At 72.9% G+C, this 20,119-nt stretch carries 20 protein-coding genes; 7 read left to right on the top strand and 13 right to left on the bottom strand.

Translation table 11 applies throughout. The features are described 5' to 3' along the window. Positions 1–28: 28 nt before the first annotated feature. Both FHX82_RS26290 and FHX82_RS26285 read right to left on the bottom strand, forming a co-directional pair. Complete coding sequence (locus FHX82_RS26290; protein ID WP_261377159.1) at positions 29–832, bottom strand: Rv2133c family protein; 804 nt, start codon at positions 830–832, stop codon at positions 29–31. Between the two features lie 6 nt (positions 833–838). Then, on the bottom strand, positions 839–1,414 hold the full coding sequence (locus FHX82_RS26285; protein ID WP_145934303.1) for an Rv2134c family protein: 576 nt from the start codon (positions 1,412–1,414) through the stop codon (positions 839–841). A gap of 94 nt (positions 1,415–1,508) precedes the next feature. On the opposite strand from FHX82_RS26285, the gene FHX82_RS26280 reads away from it, so the two are divergent. The 3 genes from FHX82_RS26280 to FHX82_RS26270 are packed head-to-tail and all read left to right on the top strand — an operon-like array spanning position 1,509 to position 4,679. Further along, a complete protein-coding gene (locus FHX82_RS26280) occupies positions 1,509–3,422 on the top strand; it encodes a prolyl oligopeptidase family serine peptidase (RefSeq protein ID WP_145934302.1) in 1,914 nt (637 codons plus the stop codon). A 5-nt stretch (positions 3,423–3,427) separates the two neighbouring features. Next, positions 3,428–4,294, top strand: a complete 867-nt coding sequence (locus FHX82_RS26275) for a S66 peptidase family protein (RefSeq protein ID WP_145934360.1) — start codon at positions 3,428–3,430, stop codon at positions 4,292–4,294. Then, positions 4,284–4,679 carry a TIGR03668 family PPOX class F420-dependent oxidoreductase gene (locus tag FHX82_RS26270; RefSeq protein ID WP_145934301.1) on the top strand — a complete coding sequence of 132 codons (396 nt, stop codon included), beginning with the start codon at positions 4,284–4,286 and terminating at the stop codon, positions 4,677–4,679. Before FHX82_RS26275 ends, FHX82_RS26270 begins: the two co-directional genes overlap by 11 nt. On the opposite strand, the gene mptB is transcribed toward FHX82_RS26270, so the two are convergent. The 9 genes from mptB to FHX82_RS37840 all read right to left on the bottom strand — a co-directional run bounded on the left by mptB (position 4,671) and on the right by FHX82_RS37840 (position 15,839). Beyond that, positions 4,671–6,263 carry a polyprenol phosphomannose-dependent alpha 1,6 mannosyltransferase MptB gene (mptB, locus tag FHX82_RS26265; protein WP_145934300.1) on the bottom strand — a complete coding sequence of 531 codons (1,593 nt, stop codon included), beginning with the start codon at positions 6,261–6,263 and terminating at the stop codon, positions 4,671–4,673. The two genes, FHX82_RS26270 and mptB, sit on opposite strands and share 9 nt — an antisense overlap. A gap of 14 nt (positions 6,264–6,277) precedes the next feature. After that, complete coding sequence (locus tag FHX82_RS26260; RefSeq protein ID WP_145934299.1) at positions 6,278–7,915, bottom strand: ATP-binding cassette domain-containing protein; 1,638 nt, start codon at positions 7,913–7,915, stop codon at positions 6,278–6,280. After that, the gene (locus FHX82_RS26255; RefSeq protein ID WP_145934298.1) at positions 7,912–8,802 is read right to left on the bottom strand and encodes an ABC transporter permease; all 891 of its coding nucleotides are present in this window, start codon (positions 8,800–8,802) and stop codon (positions 7,912–7,914) included. The genes FHX82_RS26260 and FHX82_RS26255 overlap by 4 nt, the downstream gene beginning before the upstream one ends. Next, positions 8,799–9,818: an ABC transporter permease gene (locus FHX82_RS26250; RefSeq protein ID WP_145934297.1), complete on the bottom strand. Its 1,020-nt coding sequence runs from the start codon at positions 9,816–9,818 to the stop codon at positions 8,799–8,801. Before FHX82_RS26250 ends, FHX82_RS26255 begins: the two co-directional genes overlap by 4 nt. A gap of 3 nt (positions 9,819–9,821) precedes the next feature. Next, positions 9,822–11,621: an ABC transporter substrate-binding protein gene (locus FHX82_RS26245; protein ID WP_145934296.1), complete on the bottom strand. Its 1,800-nt coding sequence runs from the start codon at positions 11,619–11,621 to the stop codon at positions 9,822–9,824. A 118-nt stretch (positions 11,622–11,739) separates the two neighbouring features. Beyond that, a complete protein-coding gene (locus FHX82_RS26240) occupies positions 11,740–12,705 on the bottom strand; it encodes a beta-propeller fold lactonase family protein (RefSeq protein ID WP_183176845.1) in 966 nt (321 codons plus the stop codon). A 289-nt stretch (positions 12,706–12,994) separates the two neighbouring features. Beyond that, positions 12,995–13,753 (bottom strand): nitroreductase family protein, encoded by a 759-nt coding sequence (locus FHX82_RS26235; RefSeq protein ID WP_145934294.1) that lies wholly within the window; start codon positions 13,751–13,753, stop codon positions 12,995–12,997. Positions 13,754–13,870: 117 nt separating this feature from the next. After that, the gene (locus FHX82_RS26230) at positions 13,871–14,893 is read right to left on the bottom strand and encodes a polysaccharide deacetylase family protein (protein ID WP_145934293.1); all 1,023 of its coding nucleotides are present in this window, start codon (positions 14,891–14,893) and stop codon (positions 13,871–13,873) included. A 73-nt stretch (positions 14,894–14,966) separates the two neighbouring features. After that, complete coding sequence (locus tag FHX82_RS37840) at positions 14,967–15,839, bottom strand: MurR/RpiR family transcriptional regulator (protein WP_229880245.1); 873 nt, start codon at positions 15,837–15,839, stop codon at positions 14,967–14,969. Between the two features lie 144 nt (positions 15,840–15,983). On the opposite strand from FHX82_RS37840, the gene FHX82_RS26220 reads away from it, so the two are divergent. From FHX82_RS26220 to FHX82_RS26205, 4 genes are read left to right on the top strand one after another with little or no spacing between them, the layout of a single operon-like run. Next, entirely contained in the window at positions 15,984–16,736 is a 753-nt protein-coding gene (locus FHX82_RS26220) for a maleate cis-trans isomerase family protein (RefSeq protein ID WP_145934358.1), read from the top strand. Positions 16,737–16,771: 35 nt separating this feature from the next. Continuing rightward, positions 16,772–17,470 carry an HAD family hydrolase gene (locus FHX82_RS26215; RefSeq protein WP_145934292.1) on the top strand — a complete coding sequence of 233 codons (699 nt, stop codon included), beginning with the start codon at positions 16,772–16,774 and terminating at the stop codon, positions 17,468–17,470. Between the two features lie 48 nt (positions 17,471–17,518). Further along, positions 17,519–18,124, top strand: a complete 606-nt coding sequence (locus FHX82_RS26210) for a sulfite oxidase-like oxidoreductase (protein WP_145934291.1) — start codon at positions 17,519–17,521, stop codon at positions 18,122–18,124. Next, entirely contained in the window at positions 18,111–18,413 is a 303-nt protein-coding gene (locus FHX82_RS26205) for a DUF6510 family protein (protein WP_145934290.1), read from the top strand. The genes FHX82_RS26210 and FHX82_RS26205 overlap by 14 nt, the downstream gene beginning before the upstream one ends. Here the strand turns inward: FHX82_RS26205 and FHX82_RS26200 are convergent. Together FHX82_RS26200 and FHX82_RS26195 are read right to left on the bottom strand one after the other, a co-directional pair. Continuing rightward, on the bottom strand, positions 18,395–18,958 hold the full coding sequence (locus FHX82_RS26200; protein WP_145934289.1) for a class F sortase: 564 nt from the start codon (positions 18,956–18,958) through the stop codon (positions 18,395–18,397). The genes FHX82_RS26205 and FHX82_RS26200 overlap by 19 nt on opposite strands. A 1-nt stretch (position 18,959) precedes the next feature. Then, positions 18,960–19,769, bottom strand: a complete 810-nt coding sequence (locus FHX82_RS26195) for a choice-of-anchor P domain-containing protein (RefSeq protein WP_145934288.1) — start codon at positions 19,767–19,769, stop codon at positions 18,960–18,962. Positions 19,770–20,119: the final 350 nt, after the last annotated feature.

The following is a 20,119-nucleotide window of genomic DNA, read 5'->3' as shown; positions in this document are numbered from 1 at the left end:
GGCCGGGCCCGGCCGGCAGCGTCGAGGGTCAGAACAGCGGCCAGGGGACCGCGCGCCAGTCGTCGCCCGGTTGCGGGAACACGCCCGCCGTCAGCAGGGCCTCCGCGCGGTCCGCGATCGCGCTGATCTCCAGGCCCGTCAGGTGCTCTGAAAGCTCCTCGCCGAGCGGGCCGTAGATCTTCTCCGGCAGCGCGCGCAGCCGTTCGACGGCCTCCTCCGGCAGGGGCTCGCCGATCCAGCCCCACAGCACCGTGCGCAGCTTCGGCTCCGCGTGCAGGCAGATGCCGTGGTCCACCCCGTACACGCGCCCGTCCACGCCGGCGAGCACGTGCCCGCCCTTGCGGTCGGTGTTGTTGGCGATCACGTCGAGCACCGCCAGGTCACGGATGCCGGGGTGGTCGGCGTGCGTGAGCACCGCGGGCTCACCGAGCCGGTCGTGGGCGTGCAGCACGACGCGCCAGCCGGGCGGGACGTCCTCCGGGGCGCGCACGTCGATCAGCTCCTCCTCGGAGGTCTCGATCCACAGCTGCACCATGCCGGAGCCGAACGGCCCGTCCCGCAGCACCGTCGGCGGGATCGTGCCCAGCCCGGACGCGTCGGACAGCAGGTAGGTGGCCACCTCGCGCCCGGCGAGCGTGCCGTCCGGGAAGTCCCACAGCGGCCGCTCGCCCGACACCGGCTTGTACACCGCGTTCGCGGCCATGCCGTCGAGCTCCACCGAGCAGAACAGGGTGACGTTCGAGGCGTCCACCAGCCTGCCCTCGACCTCCATCCGGCCGTGCGAGAGCAGCAGCTTGGCGGCGGGGTCGGTCGGGCTGATCGGTTCGGCCACGAGCGGCTAGTCCCCGGCCAGGTCGGTCTCGCGGCGGTAGCCGTTCTGCCGGGGGCAGATGTGCCCCGCCGGGTCGAGCGGCTCCCCGCACAGCGGGCACGGCTTGCGCCCGGCGTTGACGACGCGGTCGGCGCGCTCGGCGAAGGCACGGGCCGCCGCGGGGGTCAGGAACACCCGCACCGCGTCCGGGCCCTCCTCGGTGTCGTCGAGCACCACCGTCTCGTCGACCTCGCCCTCGGTCATGGCGAGCAGCTCGACGACGACGGCCTTGCTCTCGGCGTCCCAGCCCAGCCCCATCGTGCCGACGCGGAACTCCTCCTCGACCGGCACCGTGAGCGGGCCCGTGTCGACCAGGTCGTCCGGCACCGTCTCGGGCACGTCCGCGCCGAAGCGGTTGGCGACCTCCTCCAGCAGCGACGCGAGGCGCTCGGCGAGCACCGCGACCTGCTGCTTCTCGATGGTCACGCTGATGGTGCGGACGTCCTCCGACGCCTGCAGGTAGAAAGTGCGGTCGCCAGGTTCCCCGACGGTTCCTGCGACGAACCGGTCGGGCTGGCGGAAGACGTGGATTACACGAGCCATGGCACCTCCGACCCTAGGCCACCGTTGCATGATCGGCATCCGCCGCCCCGGGTTGAGTCCAGTGGAGCCCGTCACGTCCGACTAAAGTGCAGCGGTGCCCCGAACCTCACCACACGGAACCTGGACCTCCCCCATCAGCGCCGCGGACGTGGCGGCGGCCGGCGGTGGCGCGCAATGGCTCGACGTCGTCGACGGTGACGTGTGGTGGGCGGAGGCCAGACCCGAGGAGGGCGGGCGGCTCGCGGTGGTGCGCGCCGACGGCACGGAACTGCTGCCCGCGCCGTGGAACGCCCGCAACCGCGTGCACGAGTACGGCGGCCGTCCCTGGCTGGCCATGGGCCGCGCGCTGTACTTCACGCACTGGGACGACCAGCGGGTGTACGTGCGTGACCTCGACACCGGCGCCGTCACGCCGGTCACGCCGGAACCGCCCAGGCCGCAAGGGATCCGCTACGGCGACCTGCGCCCGGGACCGGACGGAGAGGTGTGGGCCGTGCGCGAGACGAGCACCGGGCCGCGGCGCACCGACATCGAGCGCGACCTCGTCGCGTTCGCGCAGGGCGAAACGCGGTCGCTCGCCGCGAGCCACCACTTCCTCACCGCACCGCAGCTCTCGCCCGACGGCAGGCACGCCGCGTGGCTGGGCTGGAACCACCCGGCGATGCCGTGGGACGAGGCGGAGTTGTGCGTCGCCGAGGTCCGCCCCGGCGGGGCGTTCGGCCCGCACCGTGTGCTCACGGGCGGCGCCGGGGTGTCGGTGTGCCAGCTGGAGTGGGAGTCGCCGGAGACGCTGCTGGCGCTGGCGGATCCCGGCGGCTGGTGGAACCTGCACCGCGTGGGTCTCGACGGCGGGCTGACCACCCTCGCGCCGGTCGAGCAGGAGCTGGGCGGGGCGCTGTGGAAGCTCGGCTCGCGCTGGTTCACCCCGCTCGGCGGCGGCAGGCACGCGGTGCTCAGCTCCGGCCGGCTCGCCGTGCTCGACGAGCACGCGGGCACGGTCACGACCGTGGTGCCGGAGCTGACGGAGTGGGCGCCCGCGCTCGCCGTCACCGACGGCCAGGTCGCCGGGATCGCCGCGGCGCCGGACCGTGAAGGCGGGATCGTGCGCGTCGACCTCGCCACCGGCACGGTCACCCCGATCGTCTCCTCCGCCGAGGAGCTGCCCGTCGACTACCTGCCGGTGCCCGAGGAGCGGATCTTCGAGGGCCCGGACTCCGAACGCATCCCGGCCTACGTGTACCCGCCGACCAACCCCGGGTTCGTCGCCCCGGAAGGTGAGCTGGCGCCGTACGTCGTGCACGTCCACGGCGGTCCCACCGGGCGCAACTACCCGACGATGGACCTGGACTTCGCCTACTTCACCAGCCGCGGCATCGGCGTCGTGGCCGTCAACTACGGCGGTTCCACCGGGTACGGGCGCGCCTACCGGGAGCGGCTGCGCGAGCAGTGGGGCGTGGTCGACGTGCGCGACTGCGTCGTGGTGGCCCGCGCGCTCGTCGCCGAAGGCATCGCCGACCCGGCCCGGCTGGCGATCCGCGGCGGCAGCGCGGGCGGGTTCACCTCGGCCGCGGCGATGACGATGGCCGACACGTTCGCCGCGGGCACGGTCAAGTACCCGATCCTGGACCTGCTGCGCTGGACCGGCGAGGGCGGCGAGACCCACGACTTCGAGTCCCGCTACCTCGACAGTCTGGTCGGCCCCCTGCCCGGGGCCCGCGAGCGTTATATCGAGCGCTCCCCGCTCACCCACGCCGGTGAGCTCACCGGGCCGGTGTTGTTCCTGCAGGGGCTCGAAGACCAGATCTGCCCGCCGGACCAGGCCGACCGGTTCGTGAAATCCTTGCAGGGCAAGGGGATTCCGCACGCGTACCTGACCTTCGCCGGTGAGCAGCACGGGTTCCGCAAGGCGGAGACCATGGCCACCGCGCTGGAGGCGGAGCTGTCGTTCTACGGGCAGGTGTTCGGGTTCGACCCGCCGGGGGTGCCGCGGCTGGAGCTGCAGCGGTGAGGGCGCTGCGGCCCGGCGACAGCGTCGCCCTCGTGACCCCGGCGGGCCCGGTGCCCCCGGAGCAGCTCGACGCCGCGACGGCCGCGCTGGAGGCGTGGGGCCTGACGGTGAAGCGCTTCGCGAGCGCGGGCAACCGGCACCCGGGGCTGCCCTACCTCGCCGACACCGACGAGCGGCGGGCCGCGGACTTCCAGGCCGCCTGGCTCGAACCGGCGGTGGCCGCGGTGATCTCCGCCCGCGGCGGCTACGGCACCCAGCGGATGCTCGACCTCGTCGACTGGCCCGCCCTGCGCGTCGCGGGGCCGAAGATCTTCACCGGCGCCAGCGACGTGACCGCGCTGCACGACGCGATCGCCGTCCACCTCGGCCTGCCGACGTTGTTCTCGCCCATGCCCGCGGCCCCGTTCTGGGACGAACTCGCCGGGGCGGGACTGCGCTCGGCGCTGTTCGACCCCGCGCGGCCGATCGTCCTGCGGGGCACCGCGCTCGTGCCCGGCACCGCCCGCGGTGTGACCACGGGCGGGAACCTGAGCCTGCTCGCCGCGTCGGTCGGCACGCCCGAGCACCGCCCGCGCGACGGTGCGATCGCGTTGCTGGAGGACGTCACCGAGGCGCCGTACCGGATCGACCGGATGCTCACCCAGCTGCTGCGCTCGGGCTGGTTCGCGGGGGTGACCGGGATCGTGCTGGGGTCGTGGACCGACTGCGGGAAGCCCGACAGTGTGCGCGCGGTGCTGCTCGACCGGCTCGCACCGCTCGGCGTGCCGATCCTGGAGGAGGCCGGGTTCGGGCACCTGCCCGGCTCGGCAACCGTCCCGCTGGGCGTGCCGGCCACCCTCGACGGCGAAACCCTGACCGTCGATGGACGCTGAGGCCCGGTTCGCGGCCGCCCGCGTCGCCCGGCTCGCCACCGTCGGCGTGGACGGCGCCCCGCACCTCGTGCCCGTGACGTTCGCGCTCGACGCGGGCGAGATCGTGTTCGCCGTCGACCACAAACCCAAGCGCAGCACCGATCTGAAGCGGCTGCGCAACATCGCGGCGAACCCGGCGGTCAGCTTCCTCGCCGATGGCTACGACGAGGACTGGTCCCGGCTGTGGTGGGTCCGCGCGGACGGACGGGCCCGCGTGCTGGACAGCTCACCGACGGCCGTCGCCGCGCTGCGGGCGAAGTACCCGCAGTACCGCGAACGCCCGCCGGAGGGGCCGGTGGTGCGCACCGAGGTGACGACCTGGCGCGGCTGGCAGGCCTCAGCGTGACGCGACGCGCCCGCCTTCGGCCACCGAGCCGGCCACCGGGCGGCGCCACGCGCCGATCAGGCCCAGCGGGTCCGGCCGCAGCAGCGACGCGGCGGCGTACACGCCGAGCGCGATCGTGACCACCACGAACCACCAGTCGTAGAGCGCCTGCTCGCCCGTCGGGTAGTACGCCATCACCAGGAAGATCGCGACACCGACCACGATCGCGAGGTGGCGCCGCCGCCACGGGAACGCCGCCGCGACGACGAAGCCCCACGTCAGGTACCACGGCAGGGTGGGCGGCGCGAGGATCGCGGTGGCCAGCAGCGTCATGGCCATCCGGAAGATCGCCTCGTTGCCGCCGACCCGCGCGCGCCACCACTGCAGCACGAAGAACACCGCGAGCCCGACCCACGACAGCAGGCGGGCGACGGTGACGAACGGCGACTCCGGCACGTTGATCACCAGGTGCACCAGCGTGTACACGATCTGCCCGACGCCGGTGGAGGGGTTGAGCCAGTTGGTGACCAGCTGCGGCGCCTTGAGGCCGGTGACCCAGCCGAGGTTGACCGAGCCGAGCGACACCCAGGTGCCGAACACGAACACGACCGCGAAGATGCCGAGCGACGCCGCGCCGGCCTTCACGAAGTTGCGCAGCCGGTTGTCGCCGGGCAGGTGGTTGACCCACACCCACACCAGGAACGGCAGCGCGACGGCCGCGGTCGGCTTGATCAGCATGCCGAGGGTGACCAGCGCGATCCCGAGCACGTGCTTGCGCTCCAGCACGGCCAGCACGCCGACGGTGAGGAAGCCCAGCATCATCAGGTCGTTGTGCGGCCCGCCGACGAGGTGGATCACGGTCATCGGGCTGGCGACCGCGAGCCACATGGTGATCGGCAGCTTGCCGCCGAGGTGGCGCACCAGCCTCGGCAGCGCCCACACCATCGCGCCGAGGCCCAGCAGCAGCACCAGCCGGGTGAGGATGACCCCGGCGATCACGTTGTCCCCGGTGACCGCGACGACGCCCTTGGCGACCAGCAGGAACAGCGGGCCGTACGGCGCCGGGGTGGTCTGCCACACCGGGTGCACGTTCTGCACGATGTTCGGCAGGATCTCCAGCTCCGCGGGGCCGTGCGCGTACGGGTCGAGCCCGTGCAGCAGCTGCGCGCCCTGGCCGAGGTAGGAGAACACGTCGCGGGTGAACAGCGGCGGCGAGATCAGCAGCGGGCCCATCCAGCACGCCGCGGCGATCGCGATGGGGCGGCTGCCGATGCGCCCGGCGAGCATGTAGCGGCCCAGCCGCACCCAGGCCCACACCACGAGCCCGAACCCGGCGTAGAGCACCCCGTTGGCGAGCACCCGGCCGTGGCCGTAGCGGACCCACGACAGCGGGCCGGTGCCGATCACCGGGTCGCGGATGAGCACTCCGCCCGCGCCGAGGGCTCCGAGCAGCAGCAGCACGCTGCCGATGGTGCCCATCGAGATCGTGCGGTACGGGAAGCGGGAGGGCACCCGCGCACGCTCGGTTCCCGGGTGCGCCTCCGGCGCCCCGGCGTCCCCGACCGGTGCCGGAACGTCCGCCGCGGAATCAGTAGTGGTCGCCATTTCGACTGCCGAGATTACACACCGGGTCCGGGCGGATTCGCGGCGGCGGCGGATTGGACGCCGCCGGGCAGCGCCGCCAGGAGTGACCGGGTGTAGTCGTGCCGTGGCGCCAGCAGCACCTCCTCCACGGTGCCGACCTCCACCAGCTGTCCGCGGTACATCACGGCGACCCGGTCGGCGATGTTCCACGCCAGCCCGAGGTCGTGGGTGATCACCAGTCCGGCGAGCCCGAGCTCGCGGCGCAGCCGCAGCAGCAGGCCGAGGATCTCGCCGCGCACGGACGCGTCGAGCGAGGCCACGGGCTCGTCGGCGACGAGCACGCTCGGTTTCAGCGCGAGCGCCCCGGCGATCACCACGCGCTGGCGCTGCCCACCGGACAGCTCGTGGGGCAGCCGGGAGAGGAACTGCCCGGCCGGGCGCAGTTCCGCGGCCTCCAGCGCCTCGACGACCAGCTGCCGTTCGTCCCCGGGCAGGCCGTGGATGCGCGGGCCCTCGGCGACGGCCTCGTACACGGTGTGCCGCGGGTTGAGCGCGCTCGTCGGATCCTGCAGCACCAGCTGCACCTGCCGGCGGTACGCCTTCAGGCCGCGCGCGGTGAGCGGGGAGCCCTCGAACAGGACTTGGCCCGAGGTGGGCTGTTGCAGGCCCAGCAGCGTGCGGGCGAGCGTGGTCTTGCCGGAGCCGGACTGCCCGACGAGCGCCACGATCTCGTTGCGGCGCACCTCCAGGTCCACGCCCGCCACGGCGGTCACGCTCCCGAAGGACACCCGCAGGTTCCGCGCGGCCAGCAGGACCTCTCGTTCGGGCGGGCTCTCCGGCTCCGGCGGCAACGGGGTCGCGGTGGCCGGGGCGAACCGCGACACCGGGTCGCCGACGGTCGGGAACGCCGCGGCGAGCGCCCGGGTGTGCTCGTGCTTCGGCGCCGCCATCAGCTCCCGGCCCGGGCCCTGCTCGACCAGCTCTCCCTGGTACATCACGGCGATGCGGGCACACGTGGCGGCGAGCACGGACAGGTCGTGGCTGATCATGACCAGCCCGAGGCGCTGCTCGGCGACCAGCCTGCTCACCAGGTCCAGCACCTGGGCCTGCACGATGACGTCCAGCGCGGTGGTCGGCTCGTCGGCGATGATCAGCCGGGGACGGCAGGCCAGCGCCATCGCGATCATCACGCGCTGCTTCTGCCCGCCGGACAGCTCGTGCGGGTACGCCCCGGCGCGCGAGGCCGGCAGGTCCACCTGCTCCAGCAGTTCGGCCACCCGCGCCTTGACCTCGGCCTCGCCGGGTGTCTTCTCCGCGTGCAGCCGGATCGGCTCGGCGATCTGCGCCCCGACGCGCCGCACCGGGTTGAGCGCGTGCATCGCGCCCTGGAACACGATCGACGCCCCGGCCCAGCGCACCGCCCGCAGGCGGCCCCAGCGCATGGTGGCGACGTCCTCGCCGTCGAGCAGGATCTCCCCCGACACGCGCGCGGACTTCGGCAGCAGCCGCAGCACGCTCATCGCCACGGTGGACTTGCCCGAGCCGGACTCCCCCGCCACGCCGAGCGTGTCACCCGGTTCCAGGCTCAGGTTCACCCCGCGCACGGCCTCGACGTCGCCGCCGTCCGTGCGGTAGGTGACGCCGAGGTTCTTCAGCTCCAGCAACGGACTCACGAGCGGCGGCCCTTCAGCCGGGGGTTCACGACGGTCTCCAGCGCGCGGCCGACGAGGGTGAAGCACAGCACGATCACCACGATGGCCAGCCCGGGCGGCAGCAGGTACCACCACGCGCCGCCGGTCACCGCACCCGACTGCAGCGCCCGCTGCAGCATCGAGCCCCACGACACCGCGCTGGGGTCGCCGAGGCCCAGGAACGACAGGGTGGACTCGGCGATGATCGAGTTGCCCACGACGAGCGTGGTGTTGGCCAGCACGAGCGGCAGCACACCGGGCAGCACGTGCCTGCCCACGACGTGCAGGTGCCCGCCGCCGAGCGCCTTCGCGCGCTCGATGTACGGGCGGCTTTCGATCGTGAGCGTCTGGGCGCGCACCAGCCGCGCGGTGGTGGGCCACGACGTGACCCCGACGGCGAGGATGATCGTGGCGATGCCCTGCGGCAGCACCGCCGACAACGCGATCGCCAGCACGAGCGACGGCAGCACGAGGAAGAAGTCGGTGAACCGCAGCAGTACCGCGGCGGTCCAGCGGCCGAAGTGCCCGGCCGCGATGCCGACCACCGTGCCGATGAGCACCGACAGGATCGTCGCCGCGAACCCGACGAGCAGCGACACTCGCGCGCCCCACAGGGTCAGCAGCAGCACCGAGCGCCCGTCGACGTCCGTGCCGAGCGGGAACGAGCCACTGGGCGGCTGCAGCGGGCGGCCGGGGGCGTTGGTGACGTCGAGCCCGGACTCGTCGGTGATCACGGGCGCCAGCACGGCGAGCACCACGACGAGCGTGAGCACGCCGAGCCCGATCAGCCCGCCCCGGTTCGCCGCGAACTCCCGCCACACCCCGGCGAGGGCACTGCGGCGGCGCTGCCAGACGATGGAGGCGGTCACCGCGCACGCACCCGGGGGTCGAGCACGCGGTAGAGCACCTCGGCGAGCAGGTTCATCACCACGACCGCGCCGGCCAGCACTATGAAGACTCCTTGCAGCAGCGGGAGGTCCGGCACCCCCAGTGCCTGGTAGATGAGCAGGCCGAGGCCGGGCCACGAGAACACCGTCTCGACCGTGACCGCGCCCGAGACGACCATGCCGAACTGGAGGAACACCAGCGTCACCGTCGGCAGCAGCGCGTTCGGCACCGCGTGGCGGCGGCGCACCAGGTCATCGCGCAGCCCCTTCGCCCGGGCGGTGGTGAGGTAGTCGGCCTCCATCTCCCCGAGCAGCGACGAGCGCATCACCAGCATGTACTGCGCGTAGAACACCGCCAGCAACGTCACGCCGGGCAGCACGAGGTGGTAGGCGATCGTGCCGGTCTGGGCGAGGAACCCGGGCCCGGCGTCCGGTGAGCGCATCCCGCCGCTGGGGAACAGCCCGTGGGTGGCGATGAGCAGCAGCAGGCCGAGCCAGAACTGCGGCACCGACCACAGGGTCAGCGCGATCCCGGTCTGGGCGCGGTCGAACGCGCTGCCGTGCCGCCATGCCGCGAGCACCCCGAGCCACAGGCCGAGCGCGACCGCGAGCACCGTCGCGGTGCCGACCAGCAGCAGCGTCGGCCAGAACCGCTCGGCGATCAGGTCGGCCACCGGGCGGTTGTAGGTGAACGACGTGCCGAGGTCACCGTGCAGCAGGTCCCCGAGGTAGCCGAGGAACTGCTGGTACAGCGGCTTGTCCACGCCGAGCCGCTCGCGCAGCTGGGCGATCTGCTCAGGGCTCATCAGCCGGTCGCGGGTCAGGGTGGTGACCGGGTCGCCCGGGATCGCGCGGAACAGCAGGAACCCGAGCACCACCACGAGCAGCAGGCTCGCGAGCGCGGCTCCCACCTTGCCCAGCAGGAACCGGGCCGTTCCGGTGCCGCCCCGGCGTTCACCGGGATCGGTCAGCTCGGCGGCCGCGAGTGTCTCCGTCATGCCCTACTCCCGGTCGTCGGCGGTCTTCTTCCGCCGGCCGACGACCACGCCGCCGGCGACCACCACGACGAGCACCGCGGCACCGATCCCGATCCAGGCGCCGGCAGGCAGCCCGCCACCGCCACTGCCGCCGCCCTCGGCGGGCACCGCGCCGTAGAAGCTCCAGTACCCGCTCTGCTCCATGATGTTGCCGGTGTTCGCGGGCTGCTTCGGGAAGCTCGTGAACCGGTCGGAGCGGTACGCCTCGAGCGGGTTGTCGTAGTCCAGCACCAGGCTCGGCACCTGGTCGTAGTAGCGGGCCTGCGCCTGCTTGACGAGGTCCGCGCGCTTGGCCTGGTCCAGCTCGGCGCTCTCCTGCTGGTAGAGCGCGTCGAACTGCGGGTCGCAGAAGAACGCGGCGCTGCTGCTGCTCCCCGGCGCGGTGGGCAGCGCGGAGCACGCCTGCTTGCTCAGTACGTAGTCCGGGTCGGGGCTGGTGCCCCAGCCGGAGAACGCGAGGTCGTAGGTGCCCGCGTCGGTGCGGTCCTGCACCTCGTTGTCCGACACCAGCTGCTTGGTGACCTTGATGCCGACCGCGCCGAGCCAGCTCACCACGTAGTCCGCGGCGCGCTGGGAGAAGTCCTCGCTGGCGCGGCCGAGCAGCCGCAGCTGCAGCGGCTTGCCGTCGGGGCCCACGCGGGTGCCGTCGGCGCCCTTGGGGTAGCCGGCCGCGTCGAGAGCCGCACCGGCGGCGGCCGGGTCGAATTTGTCGCGCTGCGCGTCCGAGGGATCCCAGTGGTAGAGCGGGAAGGCGGCGGGCACGATGCCGCCGCCGAGCTGCCCGTAGCCGCCCAGCACCTTGTCGATGAGCGTCTGCGGGTCGATGGCCTGCGCGATGGCCCTGCGCACGCGGACGTCCTTCAACGCCGGGTTGCCGTCCCCGAGCGGTTGGTGGGCGGCGTTCTGCGCGCCGGGGTTGATCAGCAGCTCCCGGTAGCGGCGGCCGGTGGCCTTGTTGGTCGTGATGCCCGGCTGGCCGTTCAGCGTGTCGAACTGCGTGGGGGTGAGCCGGTTGACCAGGTCCACCTCGTTGTTCTTCAACGCGTTCACCGCGGCGTCGGAGTTCTTGTAGCTGATGAACTGCAGCTCGTCGTACTTCGCCTTGCCACGCCAGTAGTCCGGGTTGGCCTTGAGGCGCACCAGCTCGTTCGGCCGGTACTCGGTGATGAGGAACGGTCCGTCCCCGACGCCGACGACCGGCACCGAGTCGGTCTTCGCGTCCTCCATGTCGGAGATCCCCGCCCAGACGTGCTCGGGCACGATCGGCACGTCGATCGCGGTCATGCTCGCCTGCGGCACCTTCGTGGTGATGACCAGCGTCGCGTCGTCCGGCGCGGTGACGCTCGCGAAGTTCTCGACGTAGGTGCCGTTGGCCTCCTGCGCCTTCTCGTCGGTCATGATCCGGTTGAAGGTGAACGCCGCGTCCTTCGCCGTGACCGGCTGGCCGTCGGACCACTTCACACCCTGGCGGATCTTGTAGGTCCAGGTCAGCTTGTCCGGCGACGTGGACCACGACTCGGCCAGCCCGGGGCTGGGGGTGTTGTCCTGCGCCGAGGGCAGCGTCAGGAACTCCCACGCCAGGCGGCCGACCATGGTGCTGGAGGCGAACGAGGCGAGGAACGGGTTGAGGTGGTCGATCTCCTGCACCAGCGCGACCCGCAGCACCTTGCCGCCGTTGTCCTGCGCCTGCGCCGCGGGTGCGAACGGCCCCGCCACGAGAACCGCGACGAGGACCGCCGCACCCGCCCGCCACCTTCTGAACATGGACAACCCCACCTGCTCCGCCTCTCCCGCGATGCCCCGAGGCGGAAAAGTAACCACATGGGTGTCTAGTCGCGCAATATCTCCCCAACACTCTGGGTGCGCGATCGTTGCCTTCCGCTCAGCCGGGCGAGACCGCCACGCCTTCGGGCTGGGCGCCCACGGGCACGGTCGCGGTGACCGCGTTGGAGCCGATGTCGATGACCGACATCGCGTTGGCCCCGGTGTCGGCGACGTAGAGGAAGCTGTTGTCCGGCGCGGCGCCGAGCCCCTCGGGCTGGTCACCGACGGGGATGGTGGCGGTGACGCCGCTGCCCTGCAGCTGCGACACGGTGTCCGAGCCGCTGTTGGACACGTACACGGTGCCGTTGCCGGTGCTGGTGACGCCGATCGGCGCGGTGCCGACGGGCACGGTCGCCACCACGAGCCCGGTGAGCGGGTTGATCACCGACACCGAGTTGCTGCCGGTGTTCGCGACGTAGGCGCGGCCGCGGGGCGTGATCGCGATGCCCGCCGGGAACCGGCCGACCGGGATGTGGCCGGTGACGCGGTTGGACCCGGTGTCGATGACCGTGACCGAGTCCCCGCCGTTCGCGGTGACGAGCAGGCTGCGCCCGTCGGGCGTGAGCGCGGGGGTGTGCGGGAACCGCCCGACGGGCACGGTCGCCACCGGCCGGTTGGTGTTCGTGTCGACGACCGTGACCGTGTTGTCGCTGTAGTTCGCGACGTAGACCCGCGACGGGCCGGCCGCGACGCCGAACGGGTGCGACCCGACCGGCACCGTCGCGAGCACCTTGAAGGTGTTGGCGTCGACCACCGAGAGGGTGTTGGCCTGCTCGTTGGCGATGTAGGCCCGGTCCCCGTCCGGCGACAGCGCGACGCCCACCGGGCCGGGCTGCACCGGCACGTCCGCGAGCAGCTGCGTGGTGCGCGTGTCGTAGACCGTGGCATTGGCCGAGCCGGTGTTCGTGACGAACACCTTGATGCGGGGCGGGTAGGCGAGCGCGGGCGCGGCGGCGACCGTCAGGCCTGCCGCGAGCAGGATCGCCGAGCAGGCGAGCGAAACGGTCCGTGGCCACCTGGGCACAGGTTCTCTCCTTTTGCGAATTTCGTTCGACAAGCGCCGGAACCGACTGATGAAACCGTAATTCCGTGCTTTCGCACACGCAGGCCCAATACCCGCTCGGGTTCATCGAAACCCGCCTGACCGCGTGAAACGTCGCCGTGGAGTGTCCACTGTGGCTGATCAACTACGAAAGAATGTCACATTTGATCTTGGATGCGAATTGTTTTTAAGGAAAGATCTTCGCGCTTTTCGGCCCCGGACACGACACTGCCCCGGCCGCGGGGCGGCCGGGGCAGGAGGGGGGAAGGCGTCAGGAGCGGCGTTGCCGCGGCGGCACGGCCGGGGCGAACCGGAACGCGAGCACCGCCTGCGGGTTCACCTGGTGCCCGAGGAAGCCGCGCAGCTCGGGGCGCGCCTTCTGCACGGTCTCCGGGCGCAGCAGGACCCGCGCCCGCGCGCCCTGCACGACGCCGGTGAGCAGCACGCGCTGCAGCGCCCGGCCCGCGCGCACCTGCCCGCGCAGCGTGTCGGTGTAGGAGCTGAGCACGGCGACCAGCCCGGCGAGCCCGGATCCGGTGAGCCAGCCCGCCTCGGCCAGCAGGCCCCGCAGGGCGTCGACCTCCGCGGGCGGTTCGAGCAGCAGCAGGTCGGCCTCCTCCCGCTCGGCGGCCCGCACCAGCGCGGCGCGGACGTCGGGCGGCACGGGACCGCCGCCCCGGGGCACCCGCGCCTCGTGCAGCACGGGAATCGCCCGCGCCAGCGAGCGTTCCTGGATGCTCGGCGTGCACCTGGCGCGGATCCACACCACGGCGAGCAGGTCCGGGCGGGTGCGGTCCGGCAGCAGGTCCACCGTCGCGGCGTGCCCGGCGGCCCGCAGCGCGAGCTGCATGTTGAGCACGGCGGCACCGCAGGCGGCCAGCGCCTCGCGGTCACCGTCGGACTGCAGCACTTCGATGCGCCCGGGGCGCGCCACCAGCCGCCAGGGGTGCGCGGGGTCGGGGAAGGGAACCAGGCTCGCCGCGGTGAGGGCGGACGCCACGTAGTCCGGCTCCGACAGGGTCTTCGTCATCGGGATGCTCCAAAGGGGAGTGCCTTGGTCACACCATCGCGGTCGTCGGCGGCGGCGTACAGAGCACGGCGTCCCCGCCCACGGGGTCTTTGTACTCTCCCCCTCCCTGGTTCGCTGTCAATAGGGGTTCACCCGACTCAGGTACGCCGGAGCGACCTTTCCGTTGGCGGACTTCGGGTACGACACGTGCGCCGGGTCGCCGTCGGAGGTGTAGCGGCTGCCCGGATCGGCGGCCAGCTTGTCGAGCCACACCGTCGAGCCGTACTCCGCCTCCTCCCCCGTGGCCGCCTCCGAGCGGATGCGCGGGATGTTCAAGGGGTCGAACTTCGCCGCGTACGGCGAGGGCGAGGGGTTCGAGCCGACGAGGAACGCGCCGCGGTAGTCGTAGCCCGGCCCCTTGAGCGCCTGGTCCTCCTGGCGCGGGTGCACGCCGAAGGGCAGCGCGATCGTGACGGGCGCCAGGCCGGGCCCGGCGGCGCGGATCTCCCGGTCGTTTCCGGCGATCTCGGTGGTCACCTCGTCGGCGGAGTCCTGCTTGAGGTTCGCGTGGGTCAGCGTGTGGTTGCCGACGTCGAACCCGTGCGCCTGCAGCCACGGCAGCGTCTTGTGGCCGCCGGGGTCACCGAACGGGGTCTGGTTCACGTACAGCGTTGCCACCGGCCGGAACGCGGGATGCTCGCGGGCGACGTCGAGCAGGATGCCCACGGCGGTGGTGGACACCGGGTTCCCGGCGGCGTCGAGCGCGAACTGGCTGGGGTCGCCGTCGTCGAACGTCAGCACCACCGGGTGGGTGCCAGCCGGGATGTCGATGGTGCCCGCGGTGAACTCGGCGGCGGTGACGGGCACGTAGTTCTCGCGGGCGAGACGCTCCAGCTCCGCGCGGAAGTCGGCGGGGCTGCGGTCGTAGACGGACTTCGGCGGGTCGACGATCCGGTGGTACATCAGCACGGGCACCAGGCCCAGCTCGTTGGCGGCGACGGCGGCGGGCGGCGGCACGCTCGGCGACGGGGCGGTGGTCCCGGCGGCGCGCAGGGGCGCGAACGAGGACCAGTCCTGCTCCGGGAGCGTGGTGCTCCGCCCGCCGGAGCAGGCGGCCAGCAGTACCAGGAGCGCGGCGAGGGGAACGAGCTTGATCTTCACCCTTAGACGGTGGCCTCGCGGTGCTGTTCCTGCAATCGGACGACCCGATCGGCTGAACGGTTGCCGACCCGGTTCAAAACCGGTGTTCGGCCAGGACGTCCGCGAGGGTCTGCTGCGCGGCGTCGGCGCGGTCGCGGTCGGCCAGCAGGAGGCTGACGTACAGCGCGTCGAGCACGAGCAGGTGGGCGAGCCTGCTGGTCATCGCCTCGATCCGGTAGTGCGTCTCCAGGCCGCCCGCGACGAGCTTCGCGTGCGCCAGCTCGGTGAGCGGCGAGCTGCTGAAGCTGGTCACGGCGACCACCGAGGCGCCGGCCTCCCGGCCACTGCGCACGGCGGCAAGTGTTTCCCGGGTGGAGCCGGTGTGGCTGACCGCCAGCACGGCGTCCCCGGCGGACAGCAGCGCGGCACGCACGTGCTGGACGTGGACGTCGGCGGGCGCCTCGGCGGCGACGCCGATCGAGAGCAGCCGGTAGGCCGCGTCGTAGGCGAGCGGGGCGCTGGTGCCGACGCCGAGCACGAGCACCCGCTTGGCGTGGTGCAGCAGCTCGACGGCGCGCTCCAGTTCCGCGGGGTCGACGCTGATCGGCGCGCGGCGCAGGGCGTCGCCGCTGCCGGCGGCGAGCTTCGCGAGCACGTCGGCGGGCCGGTCGGCGGTGGTGATGTGCTCGGGCGAGCGTTCCCCGACCAGGGGCGCGAGGTCCTGCCCGAGGGCGATCTTGGCGTCCTGGAAGCCTTTGAAGCCGAGGCTCTGGCAGGCGCGCACGACGGTGCCGACGCCGGTGCCCGCCGCCGTGGCAACCTCACTGACCGACAGCCGCACCACGTCGGAGCCGCGTTCCAGCAGCACCCGCACGGCGCGTGCCTCGCTCGGCGGCAACCCGCCCATCGCGGCGCGCGCCCGTTCCGCCACCGTGCCCGGCACCTGCCGGTCCGTCTCACCCGTCACGTCGCCCCCTCGCCACCCGCGTCGATGACCTTACTTCGGCTACCCTCCCGCCACACGTTCCCGGTGAAAGGGTCCCGTCATGACCAAGGCTCCGCCCGGCACGCTGCTGCTCGACGGCAGCACCTGGTGCCCCCAGCACATGCCATGGCGCTGACCGGCCCGGAGCCGCAGGTCGGCGTGGGTGTCGTCGCGCCGTTCGACTTCGCCCGCGACCGCGAGCTGTGGCGGTGGGTTCCGGACTCGGTGTCGCTGTTCATCGCCCGCACGGCCGAGGCCGGTGGCGACGACAACCTGGGCACTGTCTCGACGCTGAGCGATCCGTCCTTTGTGGAGCGCCCCACGCGCGAGGTGTGTGCGGTGGGCGCCGAAGTGGTGATCTACGCATGCACGTCGTGCAGCTTCGTCGGGGGCGCGCGCGGGGAGGCAGCCCTGCGTGAGGCGATGCTCGGGCAGGGGGCGGCGCGAGCGCTGACCACCAGCGGAGCGGCGGTGGACGCACTGCGGGCCGTGCACGCCAGGCGAGTGGCCGTGGTGCACCCGTACGAGGAGCCCGTCGGGCGGCGGCTGAAGCGGTATGTGACCGAGGCGGGTTTCGCGGTCGTCGCGAACACCGCGTTGGGCATCCCCGTCCGCGAAGTCCTGTCGGCCTCCTACGCGCAGGTCGCCGACCTCGTCCTGGCGGGTGACCACCCGGACGCGGACGCCGTCTTCGTGAGCTGCACCGCGCTGCCCACCTACGACCTGATCGCGCCGCTGGAGCGCGAGCTCGGCAAACCCGTCGTGACCGCGAACCAGGCCACCGTGTGGGCGGCGCTGCGGGTGCTCGGCCTGCGGGCCACCGGCTCGGGGCAGTCCTTGTTGCGCAGCGCTCTGGAAATTCCTTCCACTTCACCCTAGTGTGTGGATCCTAGTTCCACCGACGGGAGGACGGCGTGACCTGCGAGGCCGCGATCTTCGACTGCGACGGGCTCCTGCTGGACACCGCGGAGGCCTGGACCCACGCGTTCCACGCCGCCGCCGCGGAGTTGGGTTTCGCGTTGACCGGGGCGCATCTCGCGGCGCTCACGGGGAGTTCCGTGGACACCGGGGCACGCCGGATCGCGGGGTGGGCCGGTACGCCCGACCGCACCGGCCGGGCGCGCTCAGCCCTGCGCTCGGTGCTCGCCGCGAGTCTGCGGGCCACTCCGCCGCCCGTGCTGCCCGGGGTCGCCGAGCTCGTCCACCGGCTGCACGACCGGCTGCCGCTCGCCGTCGCGTCCAACGCGCCGGCCGAGATCCTCGCCGACGTGCTCACCGGCGCGGGCCTGCTCACCGCGTTCTCCGCCGTGATCAGCGCCGAGGAAGCCGGACGCCCCAAGCCCGCTCCCGACGTCTACCTCTCCGCCTGCCGCCGGCTGCGGGCCGACCCCCGCCAGTCCGTCGCACTGGAGGACTCCTTCGCCGGGGCCACCGCCGCCCACGACGCCGGGCTGTCCCTCGTCGTCGCGACCCGGGACGACTGGCCCACCCGCACCCCGCTGCCTTGGCCGGGCGCGGGACGGCCGGTGCTGTACGTGACGAGCCTCGACCACCCCGCGGTCCTGGGCCGGATTCTCGGTCCGGCAGCCGAAAACCAGCGCCACATCGCCTGACCCCGTCCCGGATTGCCGGGACGCCCGATCCGGCGGGATGATGCGCCGATGGCTCTCGTGACCCGTGGTTTCACCGGACGCCGCCGTGGCGGGCCGGTGGACCGGCTGCCGCCGGGACAGTACGACGTCGGCGACGGCTTTCCGGTGCTGTCCGCCGGGCCCGTGCCGCGGCGGCACCCGGACGCGTGGGACTTCCGCGTGCGCGGCGAGCTCCCCGGTCCGCTGCGCTGGAGCTGGGCCGAGTTCCGGCGGCTGCCGCACGAGACGATCACCGTCGACATCCACTGCGTCACCAGCTGGTCGAAGTTCGACACCACGTGGTCCGGCGTCAGCCTCGACACGATCCTCGGCGACGTGGACACCGACGCCGAGTACCTGCTCGCCTTCTGCGACGGCGGCTACACCACCAACCTGCCGCTCGAAGACGTCCTCGACGGCAAGGCGTGGATCGTCGACACCTACCGCGGAGAGCCCCTCACCCCGGAGCACGGCGGCCCCGCGCGCCTGCTGGTGCCGCACCTGTACTTCTGGAAGTCGGCGAAGTGGGTGCGCGGGCTGGAGCTGCGCAGCACCGACCAGCCGGGGTTCTGGGAGAACTTCGGCTACCACAACCACGGCGACCCGTGGAAGGAGCAGCGCTATGCCGGCGACTGAGCGCCCCGACGACTCCGCCTGCCTGGACGGCAACGCCGCGGCCGGCCCGCTCGGCGAGCTGTTCGCGCTGGACCTGGCCGCGGCGATCCTCACCTGCGCCCACTGCGGCGCCAGCGGGCCGCTGGCCGCGCACCACGTCTACCCGCACGCGCCCGCGCTCGTCGTGCGCTGCCCGGGCTGCGCCGGGGTGGTGCTGCGCTACGCCTCCGACGCCCGGGGCCTCCGCCTGGAGATGACGGGCACCCGGCTGCTGACCGTCGCCCCGCCGGATCAGGCGAGCTTCGCGTAGACGATCACGTTGTCGAGGTAGTTGTGGTGCGCGGCGTCGTACGCGCCGCCGCAGGTGATGAGCCGCAGCTGCGGGTCGGCGGTGTCGCCGTAGACCGCGTCGGTCGGGAACTCGCTCTTGGCCACCTGGTCCACTTTGGTCACCTCGAACGTCAGCGTGCTGCCGTCGGCCCGCCCGACCTGCACCCGGTCCCCCGGCTTCACGTCGTGCAGCCGCCAGAAGATGCCCTGCTGGTGGTTGCCGTCGATGTGCCCGAGGATCACCGCGGGCCCGACGTCGCCCGGCGCCGGGCTGTACCGGTACCACCCGGCCTGCAGCGGCTGGTCGACCGGCGGGACCTCGACGGTCCGGTCGGCGTTGAGTCCCAGCGGCACGAGTGAGGAGCGGGCCCCGATGCTGGGCAGGTCCACCCAGGTGGGCAGGGTCTGCGCGGGTTGCGCACTCACGGTGGGCGCGGGTGCGGCGGCGTCGGCACCGCACCCGCCGAGCAGGAGTGCGGCGAGCAGCGCGAGCAGCAGCGCCCAGCGGCGACGCGGGGACGGCACGTCAGCCCTCCACCACGGTCGCGAGGCTGCCGTCGCCGGTCTGCGGGGCGCCGAGGGGCACGACGCGGACCTGCCCGCCGCCGCTGCTCCCGGACGGCGGCTGAGTGGTCGGCGTGGGAGTCGTCCGGGTCGTGGCGGGACCGGTGGCCTTGCCGCACGTGGCCGAGGCCAGCACGACGTCCCCGCTGCCGAGCGCGCCGGTGAGCTGACCGCCGAGCAGCTTGATGTGCAGCGCGTTGACGGTGAGGCTGCCGTCGGAGTGGCGGACCTGCTCGTTGACGATCACCCGCACGACGCCGGGTACGCCGAGTTCGCGGTTGGGGCCGGTACCGGCGGGCAGGGTGCCGAGGCGGCCGAGGTCGAGGTCCGCCAGCTGCGAACTGCCCGTGACGCCCTCCGAGGTGGCGGTGCACTGCGCGGTGATCACCTCGGCGGCCGGGGTGCGGCCCGCGACCGCGGCGAGGACGGGCAGGGTGGCGTCGACGACCGAGGCCTTCGCGTCGACCTCGCCGGTGCCGGTGTCGTGCTTCGCCGAGCTGGTGATCACCTTCGCGGTGACGAGGCCCTTGAGCGGGGCGTCGGCGACCGACGCGCTCGCCCGTTCCCCGGTGGCGGACGAGGCGAGGTGCCCGGTGTCGACGGTGAGTCCGGGAGCGCCGAGCACGCCGGGCAGGAGCGAGACGGTGGCCGACGCGCCGTAGGCCGAAGCCTCCCCCGCCCCGGTGGCCGCGGCGGCCGGGACCGCGGCGGCGAGCAGCGCGGTGGTCGCGAGACCGGCCATCCCGGCCGAGCGCAGCACAGAGACCCGCATGAATCATCCCTTCGGAAACGGTGAGAAGGACGCCCGCGCACACGGAACCGGTCCCCCGACGCGGTTGCTGCACCAACGGGTGCGAGCGGGCGACAGCGAAGCTACCAACGCCGGGCGCCGCCCCCAAGGAACCCGGATTTCCCGCGATGACACCACCTTCGGTCTGAGTAGCAGCCGCTTTCCCGTTACTCACACCTTCGATTGACATTCGACCGGGCGGGGTCCGGCGCGACCGTGACGCCCCGTGATGACAGGGCGGGTTTCGCGGCGGCGCCCTCGTCGCGCCACCTGGACAGGTGGTCCTCCGCCGGAGGGCCGGAAAACACTCAGCGCGATGTGACGGCTACGGC

Origin of the sequence: Amycolatopsis bartoniae (genome assembly GCF_014191255.1) — a bacterium.
Lineage (GTDB): Bacteria > Actinomycetota > Actinomycetes > Mycobacteriales > Pseudonocardiaceae > Amycolatopsis_E > Amycolatopsis_E bartoniae.
The sequence above is the reverse complement of the archived record's forward strand: the minus strand, read 5'-3'. Positions and strand labels throughout refer to the sequence as shown.

Bases quoted from the DNA above. Each gene is read 5' to 3' on its own strand.
- FHX82_RS26285 (WP_145934303.1), bottom strand. From the start codon at position 1,414: ATGGCTCGTGTAATCCACGTCTTCCGCCAGCCCGACCGGTTCGTCGCA.
- FHX82_RS26270 (WP_145934301.1), top strand. From the start codon at position 4,284: ATGGACGCTGAGGCCCGGTTCGCGGCCGCCCGCGTCGCCCGGCTCGCC.
- mptB (WP_145934300.1), bottom strand. From the start codon at position 6,263: ATGGCGACCACTACTGATTCCGCGGCGGACGTTCCGGCACCGGTCGGG.
- FHX82_RS26250 (WP_145934297.1), bottom strand. From the start codon at position 9,818: ATGACGGAGACACTCGCGGCCGCCGAGCTGACCGATCCCGGTGAACGC.
- FHX82_RS26245 (WP_145934296.1), bottom strand. From the start codon at position 11,621: ATGTTCAGAAGGTGGCGGGCGGGTGCGGCGGTCCTCGTCGCGGTTCTC.
- FHX82_RS26235 (WP_145934294.1), bottom strand. From the start codon at position 13,753: ATGACGAAGACCCTGTCGGAGCCGGACTACGTGGCGTCCGCCCTCACC.
- FHX82_RS26220 (WP_145934358.1), top strand. From the start codon at position 15,984: ATGGCGCTGACCGGCCCGGAGCCGCAGGTCGGCGTGGGTGTCGTCGCG.
- FHX82_RS26210 (WP_145934291.1), top strand. From the start codon at position 17,519: ATGGCTCTCGTGACCCGTGGTTTCACCGGACGCCGCCGTGGCGGGCCG.
- FHX82_RS26205 (WP_145934290.1), top strand. From the start codon at position 18,111: ATGCCGGCGACTGAGCGCCCCGACGACTCCGCCTGCCTGGACGGCAAC.
- FHX82_RS26195 (WP_145934288.1), bottom strand. From the start codon at position 19,769: ATGCGGGTCTCTGTGCTGCGCTCGGCCGGGATGGCCGGTCTCGCGACC.